21 protein-coding genes are annotated in these 18,941 nt (G+C 65.9%); 8 read left to right on the top strand and 13 right to left on the bottom strand.

Features of this window, described 5'->3' with window-relative positions; all coding sequences use genetic code 11:
* Window positions 1-17: 17 nt before the first annotated feature.
* The 6 genes from rbfA to rimP all read right to left on the bottom strand — a co-directional run bounded on the left by rbfA (window position 18) and on the right by rimP (window position 5,982).
* Window positions 18-494: a 30S ribosome-binding factor RbfA gene (rbfA, locus tag ACZI8R_RS09835; RefSeq protein ID WP_463379414.1), complete on the bottom strand. Its 477-nt coding sequence runs from the start codon at window positions 492-494 to the stop codon at window positions 18-20.
* 107 nt (window positions 495-601) lie between these two features.
* The gene (locus ACZI8R_RS09830) at window positions 602-892 is read right to left on the bottom strand and encodes a DUF503 domain-containing protein (RefSeq protein ID WP_463379673.1); all 291 of its coding nucleotides are present in this window, start codon (window positions 890-892) and stop codon (window positions 602-604) included.
* 88 nt (window positions 893-980) lie between these two features.
* Window positions 981-3,893, bottom strand: a complete 2,913-nt coding sequence (gene infB / locus ACZI8R_RS09825; protein WP_463379413.1) for a translation initiation factor IF-2 — start codon at window positions 3,891-3,893, stop codon at window positions 981-983.
* A 108-nt stretch (window positions 3,894-4,001) separates the two neighbouring features.
* Window positions 4,002-4,331, bottom strand: coding sequence for a YlxR family protein (locus ACZI8R_RS09820; RefSeq protein WP_463379412.1), 330 nt, complete (start codon window positions 4,329-4,331; stop codon window positions 4,002-4,004).
* Window positions 4,332-4,375: 44 nt separating this feature from the next.
* Complete coding sequence (gene nusA, locus ACZI8R_RS09815) at window positions 4,376-5,407, bottom strand: transcription termination factor NusA (protein WP_463379411.1); 1,032 nt, start codon at window positions 5,405-5,407, stop codon at window positions 4,376-4,378.
* Window positions 5,404-5,982 (bottom strand): ribosome maturation factor RimP, encoded by a 579-nt coding sequence (rimP, locus tag ACZI8R_RS09810; RefSeq protein ID WP_463379410.1) that lies wholly within the window; start codon window positions 5,980-5,982, stop codon window positions 5,404-5,406. The genes nusA and rimP overlap by 4 nt, the downstream gene beginning before the upstream one ends.
* 178 nt (window positions 5,983-6,160) lie before the next feature.
* Between rimP and ACZI8R_RS09805 the strand changes: the two genes are divergently transcribed.
* The 4 genes from ACZI8R_RS09805 (at window position 6,161) to ACZI8R_RS09790 (ending at window position 8,698) form a co-directional block, all read left to right on the top strand.
* Window positions 6,161-6,676: a hypothetical protein gene (locus tag ACZI8R_RS09805; protein ID WP_463379409.1), complete on the top strand. Its 516-nt coding sequence runs from the start codon at window positions 6,161-6,163 to the stop codon at window positions 6,674-6,676.
* A complete protein-coding gene (locus ACZI8R_RS09800; RefSeq protein WP_463379408.1) occupies window positions 6,673-7,116 on the top strand; it encodes a ferritin-like domain-containing protein in 444 nt (147 codons plus the stop codon). The genes ACZI8R_RS09805 and ACZI8R_RS09800 overlap by 4 nt, the downstream gene beginning before the upstream one ends.
* Window positions 7,117-7,194: 78 nt before the next feature.
* Entirely contained in the window at window positions 7,195-8,040 is an 846-nt protein-coding gene (locus ACZI8R_RS09795; RefSeq protein WP_463379407.1) for an SDR family NAD(P)-dependent oxidoreductase, read from the top strand.
* 43 nt (window positions 8,041-8,083) lie between these two features.
* A complete protein-coding gene (locus tag ACZI8R_RS09790; RefSeq protein ID WP_463379406.1) occupies window positions 8,084-8,698 on the top strand; it encodes an FHA domain-containing protein in 615 nt (204 codons plus the stop codon).
* Here the strand turns inward: ACZI8R_RS09790 and ACZI8R_RS09785 are convergent.
* The 5 genes from ACZI8R_RS09785 to ACZI8R_RS09765 form a co-directional block, all read right to left on the bottom strand.
* On the bottom strand, window positions 8,679-9,605 hold the full coding sequence (locus ACZI8R_RS09785; protein WP_463379405.1) for an alpha/beta fold hydrolase: 927 nt from the start codon (window positions 9,603-9,605) through the stop codon (window positions 8,679-8,681). The two genes, ACZI8R_RS09790 and ACZI8R_RS09785, sit on opposite strands and share 20 nt — an antisense overlap.
* Before the next feature lie 92 nt (window positions 9,606-9,697).
* Entirely contained in the window at window positions 9,698-9,940 is a 243-nt protein-coding gene (locus ACZI8R_RS09780) for a hypothetical protein (protein ID WP_463379404.1), read from the bottom strand.
* Between the two features lie 46 nt (window positions 9,941-9,986).
* The gene (locus ACZI8R_RS09775) at window positions 9,987-10,400 is read right to left on the bottom strand and encodes a hypothetical protein (RefSeq protein WP_463379403.1); all 414 of its coding nucleotides are present in this window, start codon (window positions 10,398-10,400) and stop codon (window positions 9,987-9,989) included.
* A 152-nt stretch (window positions 10,401-10,552) separates the two neighbouring features.
* A complete protein-coding gene (locus tag ACZI8R_RS09770) occupies window positions 10,553-11,425 on the bottom strand; it encodes an ABC transporter permease (protein WP_463379402.1) in 873 nt (290 codons plus the stop codon).
* Window positions 11,422-12,321 carry an ABC transporter ATP-binding protein gene (locus ACZI8R_RS09765; protein WP_463379401.1) on the bottom strand — a complete coding sequence of 300 codons (900 nt, stop codon included), beginning with the start codon at window positions 12,319-12,321 and terminating at the stop codon, window positions 11,422-11,424. The genes ACZI8R_RS09770 and ACZI8R_RS09765 overlap by 4 nt, the downstream gene beginning before the upstream one ends.
* Before the next feature lie 110 nt (window positions 12,322-12,431).
* Between ACZI8R_RS09765 and ACZI8R_RS09760 the strand changes: the two genes are divergently transcribed.
* From ACZI8R_RS09760 to ACZI8R_RS09750, 3 genes are all read left to right on the top strand, one after another.
* Window positions 12,432-13,583: a sensor histidine kinase gene (locus ACZI8R_RS09760; RefSeq protein ID WP_463379400.1), complete on the top strand. Its 1,152-nt coding sequence runs from the start codon at window positions 12,432-12,434 to the stop codon at window positions 13,581-13,583.
* On the top strand, window positions 13,580-14,248 hold the full coding sequence (locus ACZI8R_RS09755; protein WP_463379399.1) for a response regulator: 669 nt from the start codon (window positions 13,580-13,582) through the stop codon (window positions 14,246-14,248). The genes ACZI8R_RS09760 and ACZI8R_RS09755 overlap by 4 nt, the downstream gene beginning before the upstream one ends.
* A 77-nt stretch (window positions 14,249-14,325) precedes the next feature.
* A complete protein-coding gene (locus ACZI8R_RS09750; protein WP_463379398.1) occupies window positions 14,326-14,583 on the top strand; it encodes an SHOCT domain-containing protein in 258 nt (85 codons plus the stop codon).
* Window positions 14,584-14,595: 12 nt separating this feature from the next.
* Here the strand turns inward: ACZI8R_RS09750 and ACZI8R_RS09745 are convergent, their stop codons facing one another.
* Both ACZI8R_RS09745 and ACZI8R_RS09740 read right to left on the bottom strand, forming a co-directional pair.
* Window positions 14,596-16,329 carry an acyl-CoA dehydrogenase family protein gene (locus ACZI8R_RS09745; protein ID WP_463379397.1) on the bottom strand — a complete coding sequence of 578 codons (1,734 nt, stop codon included), beginning with the start codon at window positions 16,327-16,329 and terminating at the stop codon, window positions 14,596-14,598.
* Window positions 16,330-16,375: 46 nt separating this feature from the next.
* Entirely contained in the window at window positions 16,376-18,136 is a 1,761-nt protein-coding gene (locus tag ACZI8R_RS09740; RefSeq protein ID WP_463379396.1) for a proline--tRNA ligase, read from the bottom strand.
* 55 nt (window positions 18,137-18,191) lie between these two features.
* Between ACZI8R_RS09740 and yaaA the strand changes: the two genes are divergently transcribed.
* On the top strand, window positions 18,192-18,941 hold the full coding sequence (yaaA, locus tag ACZI8R_RS09735) for a peroxide stress protein YaaA (protein WP_463379395.1): 750 nt from the start codon (window positions 18,192-18,194) through the stop codon (window positions 18,939-18,941).

The raw sequence follows: 18,941 nt of genomic DNA, 5'->3' as shown, positions 1-18,941 counted from the left end.
GTCACCTCGGCGCCGGATCAGTGAGACTCGGGTGAATCGGGCACCGATTCGTCCGATCCCTGGTCTCGCGGCTCTTTGTACGGGTCCGCTTCGCCGGCAGGTTTCGCGGCGGCTGCGGCTCGGGCGACCTCGTCGTCGGCCGCGCGTGCCCGCGCCAGAAGTTCCTCCATGTGCCGGGCTGTGTCCGGAACCGTGTCGGCTACGAACGTCAGGGTCGGAGTGAAGCGCACCCCGGTGCCGGCGCCCACCTTCGAACGCAGCACCCCCTTGGCCTTCTCCAGACCCGCAGCGGCCGACTCCAGGTCGGGCTCGGTATCGAGGTCCGCACCCATGACCGTGTAGTACACGGTGGCGTCGTGCAGATCTGCCGTCACCTTGGTGTCGGTGATCGTGACGAACGCCAGCCGCGGATCCTTGATTTCGTGATCGATCGCGGTGGCGACGATCGTTCCGATACGTTTTGCGAGCTTTCGTGCCCGGGCGGGATCCACCATGACCTTCAGTCTCCTCTCCCTGGCCCGTCACCGAACCGGCCTGTTTCCTGTTTCGAGCCTTGCACACTATCGGCGGCTCCGCGCCGCTCACGCACGGAGCGCAGCTGTCAGTCCTCCGGACCGAAAATGCGTCGACGCACTGCCAGAAGCTGAAGCTCCGGCAACTCGGCCACGTGCCGCTCGCACGTGTCCAGCACCTCGTGCACGTGATCCACGGCGGAACTCGCCATCGTCACACCGAGCATCGAACGACGGAATCGATCGAGCTCCCCGGTTTCGGCGGCCGAAACCCCGTAACGCCGCAGTGCTGCGAGCACGGGTTTGACCGAAGCTCGCTTTTCCTTCAGCGACCGCACATCTCCGAGCAGGATGTCCAGCTCGAGTGCCCCGACGTACAACATTCCTCCTTCGCGCGACGTCCGCTCCCCCGGTTCGACGTGAACCGGGAGAGCGGACGACTGATGCTGCCCTGCGGGCGGACCGAATCTAGTCGCGCGGCTTCTCGCGAAGCTCGTACGCCTCGATGACGTCACCCACCTTGATATCGGCGTAGGTGACGGTCAGACCACACTCGTAACCCTCGCGAACCTCGACGGCGTCGTCCTTCTCACGCTTGAGCGAGGAGATGGTGATCGTCTCGGCAACCACGCGGTTGTCACGCAACAACCGGGCCTTGGCATTGCGCCGCACGATACCCGAGGTGACCAAGCAACCGGCGATGTTGCCGACCTTGGACGAACGGAACATCGCACGGATCTCCGCCTTGCCCAGATCGACCTCTTCGTAGATCGGCTTGAGCATGCCCTTGAGCGCCTTCTCGACCTCGTCGATGGCCTGGTAGATCACCGAGTAGTACCGAATGTCGACACCCTCGCGGTTCGCCAGCTCCGTCGCCTTGCCTTCGGCACGGACGTTGAAGCCGATGATGATCGCGTTGGAAGCCGCCGCCAGGTTGACGTTGGTCTCCGTGACGCCACCGACACCGCGGTCGATGACCCGCAACTGCACCTCGGGATCGATCTCGATGCCGTGCAGCGCCTCTTCCAGCGCCTCCACGGTGCCCGAGTTGTCACCCTTGAGGATGAGGTTGAGCTGCGACGTCTCCTTGAGTGCTGCATCCAGATCGTCGAGGCTGATCCGCTTGCGGCTCTTCGCGGCCAAGGCGTTGCGCTTGCGTGCGTTCCGCTTGTCGGCGATCTGACGTGCGATGCGGTCCTCGTCGACCACGAGCAGGTTGTCGCCTGCACCGGGGACCGACGTGAAACCGACCACCTGAACGGGCCGCGAAGGCAGTGCCTCGTGGACGTCCGCGCCGTGCTCGTCCACCATCCGTCGCACGCGACCGTAGGCGTCACCGGCGACGATCGAGTCACCGACCCGCAGCGTTCCGCGCTGAATGAGCACGGTGGCGACGGGACCACGACCACGGTCGAGGTGAGCCTCGATGGCGACACCCTGAGCATCCATGTCCGGGTTGGCCCGCAAATCCAGCGCGGCATCCGCCGTCAACAACACAGCTTCGAGCAGTGCGTCGATATTGGTGCCCTGCTTCGCCGAGATGTCGACGAACATGGTGTCGCCGCCGTACGACTCGGCAACCAGCCCGTATTCGGTGAGCTGCTGTCGAATCTTCTCCGGGTTCGCGCCTTCCTTGTCGATCTTGTTGACCGCGACCACGATCGGCACGTCGGCCGCCTGGGCGTGGTTGATCGCTTCCACCGTCTGCGGCATGACGCCGTCGTCGGCTGCGACAACAAGGACCGCGAGGTCGGTCGCCTTGGCACCACGGGCACGCATGGCCGTGAAGGCCTCGTGACCGGGGGTGTCGATGAAGGTCACGAGACGCTCGGAACCTTCGAGCTCCGTCAGCACCTGGTAGGCACCGATGTGCTGCGTGATGCCGCCGGCCTCCGCCTCACGGACGTTGGCCTTGCGGATCGAGTCGAGCAGGCGAGTCTTACCGTGGTCGACGTGACCCATGACGGTGACCACCGGGGGCCGCGACGCGAGGTCTTCTTCGCCGCCTTCGTCCTCGCCGTAGGTGAGGTCGAAGCTGTCGAGCAGCTCACGATCCTCGTCCTCCGGGCTGACGACCTGCACGACGTAGTTCATCTCGCTGCCGAGCAGTTCCAGCGTCTCGTCGTTGACCGACTGAGTTGCCGTCACCATCTCGCCGAGATTGAAGAGTGCCTGCACCAATGCGGCCGGGTTCGCGTCCAGCTTCTCCGCGAAGTCGGACAGTGATGCGCCGCGAGCGAGACGGATGGTCTCGCCGTTGCCACGTGGCAACCGCACGCCGCCGACGGCGGGCGCCTGCATCGAATCGTATTCCTGGCGCTTCTGACGCTTCGACTTGCGGCCACGACGCGGGGCACCGCCCGGACGACCGAAGGCACCGGCTGCGGCGCCACGCTGACCGGGACGACCACCACCGGGACGACCACGGAATCCGCCGGCCGGAGGGCCGCCGGCAGGTGCGCCGGGGCCACCGCCGCGGTAGCCACCGCCGCCGCCACCGGGACGACCGCCCGGTGCGCCACCCGGACGACCGGGACGACCGCCCGGTGCCGGACGTGCGGACCGTGCAGGCATTGCGCCGGGGTTGGGACGGGCCGGCATCGATCCCGGGCTGGGACGAGGGCCACCCTGACCGGGAGCCGGACGGGGACCGCCCTGACCCGGAGCCGGACGGGGACCGCCCTGACCGGGAGCCGGACGCGGGCCACCCTGACCCGGAGCCGGACGGGGACCGCCCTGACCGGGAGCGGGGCGGGGTGCGCCGGGTCGCGGACCGCCGGGGGCGGGACGCGGAGCGGGTCGCTCGGCCGGAGCGGACGAGAACGGGTTGTTACCGACGCGCGGGGGCTTCGGTCCCGGACGCGGTCCACCCGGCTTCGCACCGGTCGACGGAGCCGCCGGGGTCGCGCCTGCAGCGGGAGCTGCCGGAGTAGCACTGGCAGCGGGGGCTGCCGGGGCGGGTGCCGCCGGAGCCGGACGACCCGGCTTCGGGCCCGGTGCTGCAGCGGGAGGCGCTGTGGGTGCCTGCGGCGCTGCCGCCTCCGGAGTGACTGCTTCCGGGGCTGCTGGGCTTGCGGCCGGTGTTGCGGGCTTGGGACCGGGACGCGGTGCGCCGGGCTTGGGCGCGCTGCCCGGTTTCGCTGTAGTAGCGCTGGGTTCCTTCGCTCCGCCGGGCTTGGCCTCGGTGCGAGGCGCGGATTCGCCCTCGCTCTTCGGCTGCGCAGACGGGAACGACTCCCGAACACGCCGTGCGACGGGTGCTTCGACCGTCGAAGACGCCGACTTCACGAACTCGCCCTGCTCCTTGAGCGTTGCGAGTAGTTCCTTACTTGTGACACCGAGTTCTTTTGCCAACTCGTGCACGCGGGCCTTGCCTGCCACTGCTCTCCTCACTGGTGAGGTCGAGCAGGAGGCTCCCCGAAAACGGGGGTCCCGCACGACCTCGGGTTATCTCCGATGGACGTTCATCGCTGGTGCTTCACGGTGTGCTCATGAGTGCTTGTGCCTGTTCTTCTCGAGAGGGTCGATCATGCGATCGACCGCTGACGTATCCAGTTTCCCGGACACTCGCAGTGCTCTGCCAAATGCTCGGCGTCGCTCTGCCAGGTCCAGACATTCGCGATCGAGGTGCAACCAAGCACCGCGCCCGGGAAGTCTGTGCCGCGGATCGGGGACGAGCACCGCACCCTCGGGGGCGTGCTCGCCGACCACGATCCTCAACAGATCGACGGTCTGCGCTCGCTGCCTGCAACCGACGCAGGTACGCACCGGAAAATCGGTGCCGACACGCGCGGAAGCGGGTAGCTCATGCTGAACCATTGATCACTCTACCGCTGTCTGCCCCGGTTCTCCGCATTCCTCGTTTATGCACTGTTCACGCCGGGGTCGCCGGAGGCCTCGGTGACGTCGGCCGCGTCACTACGGATGTCGATGCGCCACCCCGTCAACCGTGCAGCGAGGCGGGCATTTTGCCCCTCCTTGCCGATGGCGAGCGACAGCTGAAAATCGGGTACGACGACCCTCGCGGCCCGAAGTTCGGGATCCACGACAGTGACCGACACCACTTTCGACGGCGACAGTGCGTTGCCGACGAACTTGGCGGGGTCGTCGTCGAAATCGATGATGTCGATCTTTTCGCCCGCGAGCTCACTCATGACGTTCCGGACCCGCTGCCCCATCGGACCGATGCACGCGCCCTTCGCATTGAGGCCCGATACGCGCGATTGCACGGCGATCTTCGACCGGTGGCCCGACTCGCGCGCAACCGCGAGAATCTCCACCGAACCGTCGGCGATCTCGGGAACCTCGAGAGCGAACAGCTTGCGCACCAGGTTGGGGTGAGTTCGCGACAAGGTGATCTGCGGCCCCCGCGCACCGCGCGAGACCCCCACGACGTAGCACTTGAGCCGCTCGCCATGCTCGTAGGTCTCTCCGGGAACCTGCTCTGCGGGCGGGATCAGACCTTCGGCGCCGTTGGCATCGCTGCCGATCCGAACCACGACCATGCCGCGCGAGTTGGCGCGGGTGTCGCGCTGGATGACCCCGCCGACGATCTCACCCTCGTGAGTGACGTACTCACCGAAGCTGCGCTCGTGTTCGGCATCCCGCAACCGCTGCAGGATGACCTGCCGCGCGGTGGTCGCGGCGATTCGTCCGAAGCCCTCGGGGGTGTCGTCCCACTCCTCGCCGACCATGCTGCCTTCGGCATCGGTCTCGTGCGCCATCACTCGCACCACACCGCTCTTGGCGTTCACGTCGATACGTGCGTGGGGCTGATGGCCTTCCGTGTGCCGGTAGGCGGTCAACAGCGCACTCTGAATGGTGGCGATGACCGTCTCGATCGATATGCCCTTGTCGGCCTCGATCGCACGCAATGCCGCGATGTCGATATTCACTTGTCCAGCCCTTCCGATTCTTCTTCTCCGTCGACCGACAGCGTCGGTTCGGCGGGTGCTACTCGCCCCTCGGGAACGCCTCCCGCGAGCTCCATTTCCAGGGCGTTCGGCTTCGAGAACTCCACCTGTACGACCGCGCTGCGGATATCGCCCAGGGGAATCTCGCGCACGGCCGGGCCCGATTTCGCGCCGGCGACCACCACGTCCAGCGTGCTCTCGTTCAATCGTCCGATACGACCTTCGATCTTCTCGCTCCCGAGGTCGAATGTCGCCTTCCTTCCTCGCGCACGACGCCAGTGCCTCGGCAGGGTCAGCGGACGATCCACCCCCGGAGAGGTCACCTCGAGGTTGTACGGGGACTCACCGAAATCGGACACGTCGTCGAACGCAGCCGAGATCTCGCGGCTCAGTTCGGCCGCCTGATCGAGTTCGAGGCCCGCGTCACTGTCGACCACCACCCGCACCGCACTGTGCTTGCCTGCCGAGGTGATCACGACGTCCTCGAGATCGAAACCACGGCGTTGCACCAGGTCGGAGACGAGTTCGGTCACTCTTTCATTGGACGGAACCGGCATCTCGAGACGCTCCTCTTTTCGGTTGTCATCGGGCGGCGGCCGACTGCCGCGCACCTACTCGGCGACGACGATCGGCCGTTCTCTTCGAACACCTAAGCCTAACGCCCGTTTCACGGAGCCGTGACCACCCCGGGGCTTCGATTCTCGTCATCGCACTCACACCTGGCACGATGGACCCGTGCCCAACCCTGCCCACTCCACCGTTCTGACGCGAAGGTCCGCGCTGAGGCTTGCATCCGCAACGGCGGTGGGTGCGTTCGCGGTCACCACGCTGGCCGGTTGTTCCGACGACGAAGACGACGCCGTGGAGATCGACCGCCTCACGTCGGCAGCCGAACTGGCCCGCCGCGATTCCGAGAATGCTGCCGCCGCAATAGCCTTGCTCCCCGACCGTGCGGGCGCACTCACCACGATCAGTGCGCAGCGGGGCGAGCACGCGAACGCTTTGGATGCCGAGATCGCCAGGGCAGCAGGAACTTACGCCGACGGGTCGGCGCCGACGACAGCGACCGCGACGTCGTCCGCACCCGCACAGCCTGTTCCACCTCCGGACCTGGACACACTGCGGACCAGACTCTCCGAATCCCAACGCGACGCAGCCGGACTCGCCCGCTCGCTCAGCGGTTTCCGCGCCGGTCTGTGCGCCTCCATCGCGGCCGCGTGCGGCACGCATGTGGTGGTATTGCTCCCGTGATCACCCCCACTGCGTCAGAACAGTCCAGCCTGTCCGCCGCTCTGGCGACCGAGCATGCCGCGATCTACGCCTACGGCGTGATCGCCGCGTACGCGAACCCCACCCGCTCCGGTCAGGTGAACGCAGACCTGGCAGCCCATCGCGCCCTACGGGACGCCCTCGTCGACGCGTTGACGGCGGCCGGTTTCGCGGCAGCCCCTGCCGCGGCTGCGTACTCGACGCCGTTCCCGGTGGTGGATCCGCCGTCGGCAGCTCAGCTCGCCGCCCAGACGGAGTTCGACACGTCCGTGGCGTGGCGAAGCGTAGTCGAGAACGCCGAAACCGAGGAGACTCGCACCTTCGCTGTCGACACCCTCGCGGGAGTGGCGGTCCGCGCCGCACTGTGGCGGTCGGTCCTCGGCGCCGACCCGTGGACCCTCGCCTTCCCCGGACAGCCCTGATCACTCCCCGGCGATACCCGAGATTGAAACACGTTCTAGTGTCGTAGTCGGTACGTCACTGCGACAGAGCGAGGATCCATGACCGCATCAGCCGACTCGAACAACCGCGTCGCACTCGTCACGGGAGCCGGCCGAGGAGTCGGAAAGGGTGTCGCCCGCGCGCTGGGCTCCGATGGTTGGACGGTGTACGTCACCGGTCGCGGCCCCCTCACCGACGATTCACGATTGCGCGCCTGCGCGAACGAGATCACCGAACTCGGCGGGCGCGGTATCGCAGTCGCGTGCGATCACCGGGTCGACGAGGACGTGGCAGCTCTGTTCCGCACCATCGAGAACGACCGGCACGGGCGCCTCGACCTCCTCGTCAACAACGTGTGGGCCGCTCCGCGCGGGTTCGGCGGATTCGACACACCGTTCTGGGAACGCCCGCTCTCCGACTGGGATTCGTTGATCGACGTCGGCCTGCGCGCCCACTACGTCGCATCCGTGGAGGCCGCTCGACTCATGGTCCCCCGGCGATCCGGTCTGATCGCCAACATCTCCTCGTTCGGCACCCGGGGGCACCTGCACTCCGTGCTGTACGGGATGTCGAAGGCCGGCCTGGACAAGATGGCGAGCGATATGGGCGCCGAGTTGGCGCGCCACGGCGTGAACGCCGTCTCACTGTGGCCCGGAATCGTGCGCACCGAGAAGTTGGTCGCCAGCGGACTCGAGACCATCGCCGGATTCCCTGTCGCCGATGCGGAGAGCCCGGAGTTCATCGGCCGGGTGATCGCCGCTCTGTTCGACGATCCCGCGCTGAACGAACGTAGTGGGCACACCTACGTGACCGCGGAACTCGCAGTCGAATACGGGATCACCGATCACGCCGGCAACCAGCCTCCGTCTCATCGCGATCCGTTCGGCGGCGGCCCCCTGTTCTGATCGCCTGTTGCCTACGCTCACGCGTGAGGCGCACGATGGAATCGTGACGGCACTGTCGCGCCTGAACTACATCGACACGGAAGGTCGAACGCACCGGATCGACCTGTCCCCCGATCGTCCGCGCCTCACCGTCGGCAGATCACCGAGAAGTGGGATGCCCCTGCCCGGCGACGAGGAGGTCTCCCGCCTGCACGCGGTCATCGAATGCGTGGACGACCAGTGGACGATCCTCGACGACGGGCTGTCCCGAAACGGCACCTTCGTCAACGGTGATCGCATATCCGGCCGTCGACGGTTGCGCAACGGTGACTCCGTACGAATCGGGCGAACGGCACTGGTGTACCAGGAGTTCGGCGCCGCCGAGGACGAGGCCACCCATCTGGCCGGGGATCTGCCCTCGGTGCGCTCGTTGACCGAGACTCAGCGAGCCCTGCTTGCCGCCTTGTGTCGGCCGTACAAACAGAACTCGGCGTTCGTGCATCCGGCATCGAACCAGGAAATAGCGCAGGAGCTGTACCTGAGTGTCGACGCGGTGAAAACCCATCTGCGAACGCTCTTCGCGAAGTTCCACGTCGAGCAACTCCCCCAGAATCAGAAACGGGTGCGGCTGGCGGAACTGGCTCTGCACAGTGGAATCGTCAACCGACGCGACTTGTGAACGAATCCGCAGTCACGCGGGACAGGAGTGCGCTCACGGCACTCGCCACTTCCTCTGCCCGGTCCAGGATCACCGAGTGGCCGGCGCCGTTCACACTCACCAGTTCGGACGACGGCAGGCTCGCCGCGATCGCCAGAGAATGCTCGAACGGCGTAATGGGGTCGTCCGTCCCACACAGGACCAACGAAGGAATGTGCGTCAGCCCGGCCAGCGTCGCCCGCTCGTCGAACTCGATGAACGATTGCAAAAAGCTCACCATCGTCACGACGCAGGTGGAGTCCGCCAGCGCCGCGGCGACGGCTCCCACCCTCGCTGCTGCCCGACCACGAAGCCTACCGGCCGCGACCCGACTCACCTTGTGTCCGAACCGCTTCGATCTGTGCAGCGTGACAGGCGCCCGATGGGCAACGGTACGAAGACAGGCGACAGGCCGGGCCCGCAGCAGCCGTCCGAGTCCCAACTCCGTGACTCCACCTGCGGCGGTGGCGATCAGAGCAACCCCCACCACGCGGGGGCCGATCGACGGTGCATGGGTCCGGGCAAACGCCAGGGTCGCCATCCCTCCCATCGAATGCCCGACGAGTACGAGCGGTCCTGTGGGGGCCACCGCGTCGATGACCGCGCCGAGATCGCTGCCCAACTGGTCGATGGTGTACGTGTCAGCGGGTGCGTGTGCCGAGTCGCCGTGGCCCCTCTGGTCGTAGGTCACCAGGCGCACGTCTTTGCCCCAGCTGGCCGTCAGTCGACGACCGAGCGGCGCCCACGATTCGCCGTCCAGGCAGTGCCCGTGCACGAATATCACCGTGAGCGGCGCGTCCTGCGGACCGTGTGTCGTCACCGCGAGCCGGATTCCATCTCGGGTGGACACCGAAACCCGGCCGCCCTGATCTGCTGCGTTCTTCGTCATGACAACTCCTTCCGAGCAGATCAGCGGGGCCGGGTCGGCCGGGATGGGTGGATGGGGACTGTGAAACTGGCCGGGGTGCGGGCTTCGGCTTGTCAGCCGAACCCGGGAAAGGATCCGGGAACGCCGACGGCGTAACCACCGACCGAGGCTCCTCCGGGGCCCGCGATGATTCCCTCGACTCCGATGGGTCCTACATCGGCGCCGCCGATACCGACGTTGCCGCTGTTGCCGTCGGCTCCGTACTGCGGGATCTCCGCCGACGCGACGCCGGCACCTACCGTGAGTGCGAATCCTGCCGCCAGAAGTACTCCGGCGAATCGGTGAGCGTGTGACATGGTTCTTCCTTTCGAGTGGTCGTGGATTGTCCGAGTGCTCACGCGATCAGCAGAAGGGCCAGGCGAAGGTGCAACTCGTGGTGGTGTTGCCGCCGTTGCCGCCGTTCGCCGGCCCGGAGTTCCCACCGGTCCCGTTGCCGCCGTTTGCATTTCCTGTCTGCGCATTCCCACTGTTACCGCCCTGCGCACCTCCGCCGTTTCCCACGTCGACGCCACCCTGATTTCCGTTGCCGATGTTGACACCACCGATACCCACGTTGCCGCTGCCACCTGCGCCGCCCTGTGCATTTCCGCCGGGGCCGGTCGTTGCGCCGCCGCTCTGTGCGCCACCGCCGGTTCCGTTGCCGCCTTGCGAGGTGCCGCCGTCGCCCGGTGCCGCGGCGGCGATTCCCGAGCCGGCCGCCAGAGCGAACGTTGCGATCGCGATTGCTGCGAAAGTGGACTTGATGGTGTTCGACATTTCATTTGCTCCCTGTGTGGGTGGATTTGCTTGCCACCCAAGATTCCGCCGAAACGCCCGCCGAAAACAGACACCCCGGGGTGGGTAATCGCCCACCCCCGGGGTATCGGTTCACACCTTCGGGTGTGTGCGCACCGCGCGAACCTACTGCTTCAGTGGATGTCCCTCGTGCGGATCGACCACAGGGACGCAGCCCCGAATACGACCAGATACACACAGAGAAGGACAACGGCTGTCGATCCGTCCAGAACGTTCAGAACACCCGGCGTCGTCTCGCCCTCGCTCACGCCACGCAGGCTGCCCGCCAGGGAGCCCGCGGCCGTTCCTGGCAGGTAGTCGGTGACGACGGCCAGGGGTGAGAAGACGACCGCAACTCCACGAAGCAGGTTCTCCACCACCAGAATCCACACCAATCCGAGCCCGACCGACAGTGCGGGCCCCCTCGTCAGGACGCCCACCAGCACTCCGGCCATCGTCCACATACCCAGGATCAACACCCCGGCCCCGATCGATTCGGCAAGCGCGGCCACGGGTGGAAGCGCGATCGACTTCGACTCCGATGCGGCGATTGCCGCGGACACGCCCAGATCGGCGACACAGACTGCCAACACGAGCACGACCACGACGACTGCCAGCGCCACAACCGTTCCCACGAAGGCGGACAGTCGCGAGGGGCCGGCGGTGAACACCGTCTTCCATGTCCCCCATCCGTAGCCGCTACCGGTCGCCAGCGCACCTGCGATGAGCATCAGCGCGCCGCCGAACATCGCCATCCCCTGTGTGAACACCTCCGGCACTGCGGTCGGCAACATCCGTTCGAGGAGAACGTCGTGGGGTACTGCCGAAGGACTGTCGGTGGCACCGCCACTCTTGTAGGTCAGGTAGTTGAACACGTAGAGAAACACCAGATTCAGCGCCATCCACGCCGCCAACAGTATCCACAGAGTCGGCCACTTGATCAGGCGGAGAACCTCCGCCCGGTACGCGCTCGATACTGGACTTCTCTTCTCTCGCAACCCGTTCATGACGACTGCGCTCCTGTCATCTCGAAGAACACGTCTTCGAGCGTTCGTTCCTGCCTGGTCAGCTCGAGCAGATCCACGTCTTCTTCGATCAGAGTCCTTGCCACCTTCGGCGCCAGCTCGGCGGATACCGAAATTTCGAGACGGTCCGTTCTATGCGTCACCACATCGGCGCCGAGCAGTCCGCATAGCAGTTCTTCGGCGCGGCCGGTCGGATTCGCCCGCACGACGAGCCTCGAGTCGCCGCGAAGTTCGCTCACCGTCGATTCTGTGAGCAGCTTTCCTTCGGAGATGACCCCGACGCGGTCGCACATCTCCTGCACTTCGGTCAGCATGTGGCTCGAGAGAACGATCGTGTGCCCACGTCCGGCCAGGTCGACGATCAGCGCGCGCATCTCCACGACGCCGCCCGGATCCAGACCATTGGTCGGTTCGTCGAGAACCAACAGGTCGGGTTCGCCCACCAGCGCCGCTGCCACACCCAGTCGCTGTTTCATGCCCAGGGAATACGTCCGAAACTTGTCTCCGCCGCGCGGGCCGAGCCCGACCTGCTCGAGAGCGAGGGCAGCAGCGTCGTCGGAGACATTGCGTAGCCGGCTCACGAATCGAAGGTTGTCGAGGCCCGACAGGTAGGGATGAAATCCCGGCCCCTCGATCAGCACACCCGTCCGCGCGGCAGCGGACGGATCACCCGGCGCACACCCGAATATCGTCGCTGTCCCCGACGTCGGCCGCACGAGCCCGACCAGCATCTGAAGTGTGGTCGTCTTGCCGGCACCGTTCGGACCGAGGAATCCGTAGATTTCACCTTCCCGAACCGTCAGCCGCACTCCGTCGACCACGTTCGTGTCGCCGTATCGTTTCGTCAGGCCATCCGTGATCACTGTTTCTGTAGTCATGTTTCGAGCGTGCGCCGGAGCGATCACACGTACATCCGCCCACGTACGGCATCGCGCGTACGTATCGAGAACGATGACAGGCCGTCGCCCGCGGGGCTAGCTTCGTCAGTGTGCGCTTCCTACCGAGAACCTTCGACTGGGCGGTCAGCCTTGCGATACTCGTGGTGCAGGTGGCAGGAAGCCCCCGTGCCAATGAGCACCAGTCGGTGCTGCCACTGAACGGTCTCGCCTATGTGCTCATCGCTCTCGGCCCGGTCGTTCTCCTCTTTCGGCGCCGCTATCCACTGTTCACGCTCTTCGTGGTCCTCGGCGCCACGGCCCTGTACGTCCGCGACTTCGGATACGGCCCCATCTTTCTCTCACTGGTCGTCGCTTTCCTCACGGCCGGGACGACGGGTTCACGATGGCGCACCTACCCGGTCGTCGCGGTGGGATACGTCCTGTTCATGTGGATCGCTCCGCAACACGGTGGCAGCCCGGTTCCCAACTTCGCGGTGGCGACCGGTGTCGCGGCGTGGCTGCTCGTGCTGGTCGCCACCGCGGAGATCATCCGCAGCAGACGCGCTGCCGCCGCCGAACGCCGCCGGCGGGCCGACGCTGCTGCGGAATCGGCTGCTGCCGAACGCCGGCGCCTTGCCAGTGAGGAACGGCTCGACATCGCACGAGAGCTTCACGACGTGCTTGCCCACAGCCTGTCGCTCATCAACGTACAGGCCGGTGTCGCACTCGAGCTGTTCGACTCCGCGCCCGAACGCACCCGCCCTGCTCTTGCTGCCATCAAGGACGCCAGTCGTGAGGCCATCGGCGACGTCCACTCCCTGCTGGACTCGCTACGCGACGGGAGTGGCCCTCCGAAGGCACCGACACCCGGCATCGCCGATCTCGACGCAGTGGTGCGTAGAGCCAAGGACGCCGGCATCGAAGTGTCCACCACCGTGACCGGAACTCGGCGGCCGCTCTCGGGCATCGTGGACGTTGCCGCAGCCCGCATCGTCCAGGAATCGCTGACCAACGTCGCGCGGCACTCGGGTACCGCGGCCGCCGAAGTTCGGGTGACCTACCTCGGCGCCTCGCTCGAGCTGTACGTGGACGACCACGGCAGTTCGGATGCCTCGGACGGTCCGGGCGGCAACGGGATCCCGGGCATGATCGAGCGTGCACAGGCCTTGGGCGGACACCTGAGTGCCGGACGCAAACCCGACGGCGGATTCCGAGTGTTCGCCTCACTGCCCTACCGGCATCCGGCGGAAGGTGACGCATGACGATTCGGGTTGTGGTGGCCGACGACCAAGCTCTCGTGCGGGCCGGATTCGTCGCCCTTCTCGATGCCCAGGACGACATCACGGTGGTCGGCGAAGCCGAGGACGGAGAACAGGCGTTGGCGGCCTGTGTGGATCTCGTCCCCGACGTGGTGTTGATGGACATCCGAATGCCCGTCATGGACGGCCTGGAGGCGACTCACCGTATCGCCTCGGATCCTGCGCTGACGCAGGTGCATGTCGTGGTCCTGACCACGTTCGAACTGGACGAGTACGTCTTCGAGGCGGTGCGTGCCGGCGCAGGCGGATTTCTCGTGAAGCACACGGAGCCCGCTGATCTCGTACGGGCAGTACGTGTGGTCGCCTCCGGTGAAGCACTGCTCTCGCCGTCTGTCACGCGAACGTTGGTTGCAGAGTTCGCCAGCCATGCGAAGCCGCCACCCAGCTCACCCGAGCTGGATCAACTCACAGAACGCGAGCGTGAGGTGATGGTCCTCGTCGCGGAGGGTCTGACCAACGCCGAGATTGCGGAGCGCTTGTTCGTGAGTCCGGCCACGGCCCGAACTCACGTGGGCCGGATACTTCTGAAGCTCGCAGCCCGTGACCGTACTCAGCTTGTGGTCGCCGCGTACGAGCACGGACTCGTCAAACCGGGTTGGCAGGACTGACGTACGCACCTGCGCGTACCCACGAACCCGTACCACGGCCGATGTGCCGGACGCCCGGCACGGCGCACGCTGAAGTCATGAACATCAACGAATACACCAGAGCCGGAATGCTTCTCGCCGATGAGTACCAGCACCACGCCTGGGGCCCTGGCCCCTGGTTCGTTCTCGTTCCCATCGCCTTCTGGACGGTGGTGGTCGTCCTGATCATCGTGGCCCGCAGAAGGTTCCGAGGCCGATCCGGTGAGGACGCCCTGCGCGATCACTACGCGAAGGGCGACATCACCGAATCGGAGTACCGCAGTCGCCTGGCCGTTCTACGCGAGACCAGGCGCTGACCGCGGCAAGGGTCAGGGGCGCATCTCGTACGCGCCGTTGTAGCCCTTGACCTCGCCCCACACCCGATCGAATCGGTCGGTGTCGACCGTCGGCTTGCTGACGGCACCGATCGCCCACTCTTGCTGCGCATCGGTGGACGACTTCTTGCCGTGCAGCGACACCGCGTAGGCCGAGAAGTCGCGAACCTGAAAGTCGAAGATCTGGTCGATCAAATCCGAGTCCAGACCGGTCAGTTCCGCCTGCTCGAGAATCAACTGGCCGTAGACGACGAGTGAGAAGAGGTGCCCGACGTCGAGCATGAAGTCGAGATCCTTCTGCTGCTCGGCGTCCGGCGCTGCCGTCGCCATCAGATCCCGGAGCGCCTTGGCCTGCTCGTAGAACACCGCCACGTTCGGAACATCGGTGTGCTTCTCGTAGACCGCGGTCCAGTCGGCGAACTTCACCTTGGCTGCGCCGCGGGCCGGCCCCTGCTCCCAGAAGAAGACGTCGTCGGCGGCGTCGTCGCGGGTTCCGATCTCGGGGTACTCGACCGGATCGAACAGGTAGTTCGGCATGAACTTGAGGATCTGGGCCACGTTGACGTGCACGGTGCCTTCGAGACGGGGCAAGGTGGCGATCAGCCGGGCAACCTGGCTGAAGTAGTTGTCCTTCTCGAAACTCTTGGCCGCCAGCACGTCCTGCAGAAGCGTGATGAGCTTCTCGCCCTCGGCGGTGACCTTCGACTTGGTGACCGGATTGAACAGCAGGTAGCGGCGGTCCTCGAGGCTGGCACTTCGGAAGTAGTCGACGGCGCGACCACTGAACAGCTTCATGGCGATCAGCCGCGAATACGCATCCACGAAGCTTGTTCGCACGTGCGGGAAGTCCGTGACCGGATTGCCGTAGAGAATGCGGTTGTCGGCGTGGGTAATCGCCTCGTAGAAGGAGTGTTCGCACATGCCGACCGCGCCGCTGCACAGGTTGAACTTGCCGACGTTCACGGTGTTCAGCGCCGACGAGAAAGCCTCGGGTCCGGTGTGGAGGATGTCCTCCTCGCGCACCGGGTAGTCGTTCAGACGGAAAGTGCTGACGTACATCTGGCCGTCGATGACGTTGTCGATCAGCTCGTAGTTCTCGTGTGCACTGTCGGCAGTGAACCAGACGTAGCCGTCCGCGCCGTCGACGTCGGATCGCCGACCGAACACCGACACGGTGCCCGCAACGTTGCCGTTGCCGATGTAGTACTTGGTGCCCGAGACCCGGAACGCGACGTCACCGTCGGCCGCAGGTGTCAGCACCATGTCGGTGGAGTACACGTCTGCGCCGTGCTCGCGCTCGGACAGACCGAAGGCCATCACGCCGCCCTCGTCGAGCTGGCGCGCGGCTCGCTTCTTCGCCGTCTCGTTATCGCTCATCCACACCGGACCGAGACCGAGAATCGTGACCTGCTCGGCGTACCAGTATGCGAGGCCGTAGAAACCGAAGATCTCGGAGAGGGCGGCATTGCGAGCGGCGTCCCAGCGCTTGTTCGGGTCCCCGTCGGCATATGCGGACGGGGTCAGGAACGTGGCGAAGATCTTCTCCTTCGCGACGAACTCGAGGAACTCCGACACCCACACGCTGTCCAGGTCGTCCTGGATCAGTTGCCGCTTGCCGCGGCTCTCGAACCAGTCGATCACCGCCCGCAACTGCCGCCGAGTCTCCTCGTCGAACTGCTGCGGATCGTAGGTGTTCGGATCGAGGAGAAGTCTGCCGGAGTTCGCCATTGCCTTGCCTTTCGTCGCGATGACGCAAACGCTACCAGCCGGTAACTTAGCTCGCGGCGGTTCCGCCACGCACTGCATCGACGATCGCGTCGACAGCCGATTCGGACGCGATCTCGCGGGCCTCGCCACCGAAGCGATCACGCAATTCGACCTTGCCGTCCGCCCAACCACGACCCACGACGACCACCAACGGAACTCCGAGCAACTCGGAGTCCTTGAACTTGACCCCCGGCGACGCCTTGCGATCGTCGAGAATGATCTCGAGCCCTGCCCGGTCGAGATCGGCAGCGAGGCTTTCCGCGCCGTCCCGCGCAGATTCGTCCTTGTTCGCGATCACCAGGTGGACATCGGCCGGTGCGACCTCGGCGGGCCAGCGCAGGCCCTTGTCGTCGTGGTGCTGTTCGGCGATGACCGCGACCAAGCGAGAGATGCCGACACCGTAGGAACCCATGGTGGGCCGAACCGGTTTGCCGTTCTCTGCAAGCACGTCCACCCCGAACACGTCGGTGTACTTGCGACCCAGTTGGAAGACGTGGCCGATCTCGATACCGCGCGCCGACACGAGCTCCCCCGCCCCGTCCGGCGACGGGTCTCCGTCACGGACCTCGGCGGCCTCGATGGTGCCGTCCGGCGTGAAGTCGCGACCGGCGACGAGGTCCACCACGTGCCGGCCCTTCTCGTCCGCGCCGGTGATCCAACTCGTGCCGTCGGCCACGCGGGGGTCGACCACGTATCGCACACCGTTGGCCTGCAATGCCTTCGGTCCGATGTACCCCTTGATCAGGAATGGGTTGGCCTCGAAGTCCGCTTCGGTCAGAAGTTCGTATTCCGTGGGTTCGAGCGAGGCTTCGAGGCGCTTGTCGTCGACTTCACGGTCACCGGGGAGGCCGATACCGAGCAGGGTCCATTCACCGCCCGGCTGCCGAGTCTTGACCAGAATGTTCTTCAACGTGTCCGCCGCCGTGACGGTACGTCCGAGATCGGCGCCGTTGGCCCACTCCACGAGAGTGGCGATCGTCGGAGTGTCCGGGGTGTCGTGCACCTGCGCGGCGGGCAATCCGTCGAACGGAATCGGTTCGGGCGCGAGGGTGGTGACAGCCTCGACGTTGGCCGCGTAGCCCGAGGACGTGCAACGCACGTACGTGTCCTCACCAACTTCGCTCTCCGCGAGGAACTCTTCGGAAGCACTGCCGCCCATCGCACCGGAGGTGGCCGCGACGATCACGTACTTCACTGCCAGACGGGTGAAGATCCGCTCGTAGGTGTCGCGGTGCGCCTGGTAACTGGCCGCCAGACCGTCGTCTGTGAGATCGAAGGAGTAAGAGTCCTTCATCAGGAACTCGCGCCCACGCAGGATGCCCGCCCGCGGCCGGGCTTCGTCGCGATACTTGGTCTGCACCTGGTACAGGGTGACCGGGAAATCCTTGTAGGAGTTGTACTCACCCTTCACCGTGAGAGCGAACAGCTCCTCGTGGGTGGGCCCGAGCAGGTAGTCGTTACCCTTGCGGTCCCGAAGGCGGAAGAGTTCGTCGCCGTACTCCGTCCAGCGATTGGACACCTCGTACGGGTCGCGAGGAAGCAACGCCGGGAGAGCGATCTCCTGCGCTCCCATCGCGTTCATCTCCTCGCGCACCACCCGCTCGACCTGACGCAGCACCCGGAGACCGAGGGGCAACCACGAGTAGACGCCCGGCGCGATGCGGCGGACGTAACCGGCGCGAACCAGCAGCTTGTGGCTGGGCACCTCGGCGTCGGCGGGGTCGTCCCGCAGCGTGCGAAGGAACAGGTGCGAAAGGCGGGTAATCACGTCAGCGAGGATAGTCGGCTCGGCTGCCCTCACGCTCCTCGGTACGGTATCGACCGTGCTGGTCCTTCTCCCTCCCTCCGAGACCAAGTCCGACGGTGGCTCCGACTCCCCGCTGAACCTGGCAGATCTGTCGATGCCGCAGTTGACCGAGACCCGGGAGATCCTGGTCCGTTCATTGGTCCACCTCGCTGCGGATTTCGACGCGTCCTGCGAGGCCCTGGGCTTGGGGCCCACCCAGGCGGACGAGATCGAACGCAACGCGAAACTGTGGGTCTCCCCCACCCGTCCGGCGCTCGAGCGCTACACCGGCGTGTTGTTCGACGCTCTGGACGCCGGCTCGTTCACCAAGGTGCAGAAGTCGAAGGCCTATGCGCGACTCGGCATCGGTTCCGCCCTGTTCGGTGCGGTGCGCGCCGGAGATCGCATTCCTGCCTACCGGTTGAGCGGCGGCTCCACTCTCCCCGGCCTCGGCACCCTGCGGTCGATGTGGAAACCGGAACTGGCGACCGCGATCGAGCAGGAAGCCGAAGGGCTGATCGTCGACCTCCGTTCGGGGACGTACCAGCAGCTCGGCCCGCTACCGGATGCAGTGATCGCCACCGTCCTCACGGAGAAGCCCGACGGGTCTCGCAGCGTGGTGAGTCATTTCAACAAGCATCACAAGGGACTGCTGGCGCGAGCACTCACCGTCACGCGCGCCGAGCCGACGGATGTTCGAGGCGTGGCACGCGTGGCCTCGAAGGCCGGGCTCCGCGTCGAAGTCGCCTCGAAGCGCGAACTCGTCATCCTGACCGATCCCACCTGA

The sequence above is a fragment of the Rhodococcus huquni genome (assembly GCF_055231055.1).
The sequence above is the reverse complement of the archived record's forward strand: the minus strand, read 5'-3'. Positions and strand labels throughout refer to the sequence as shown.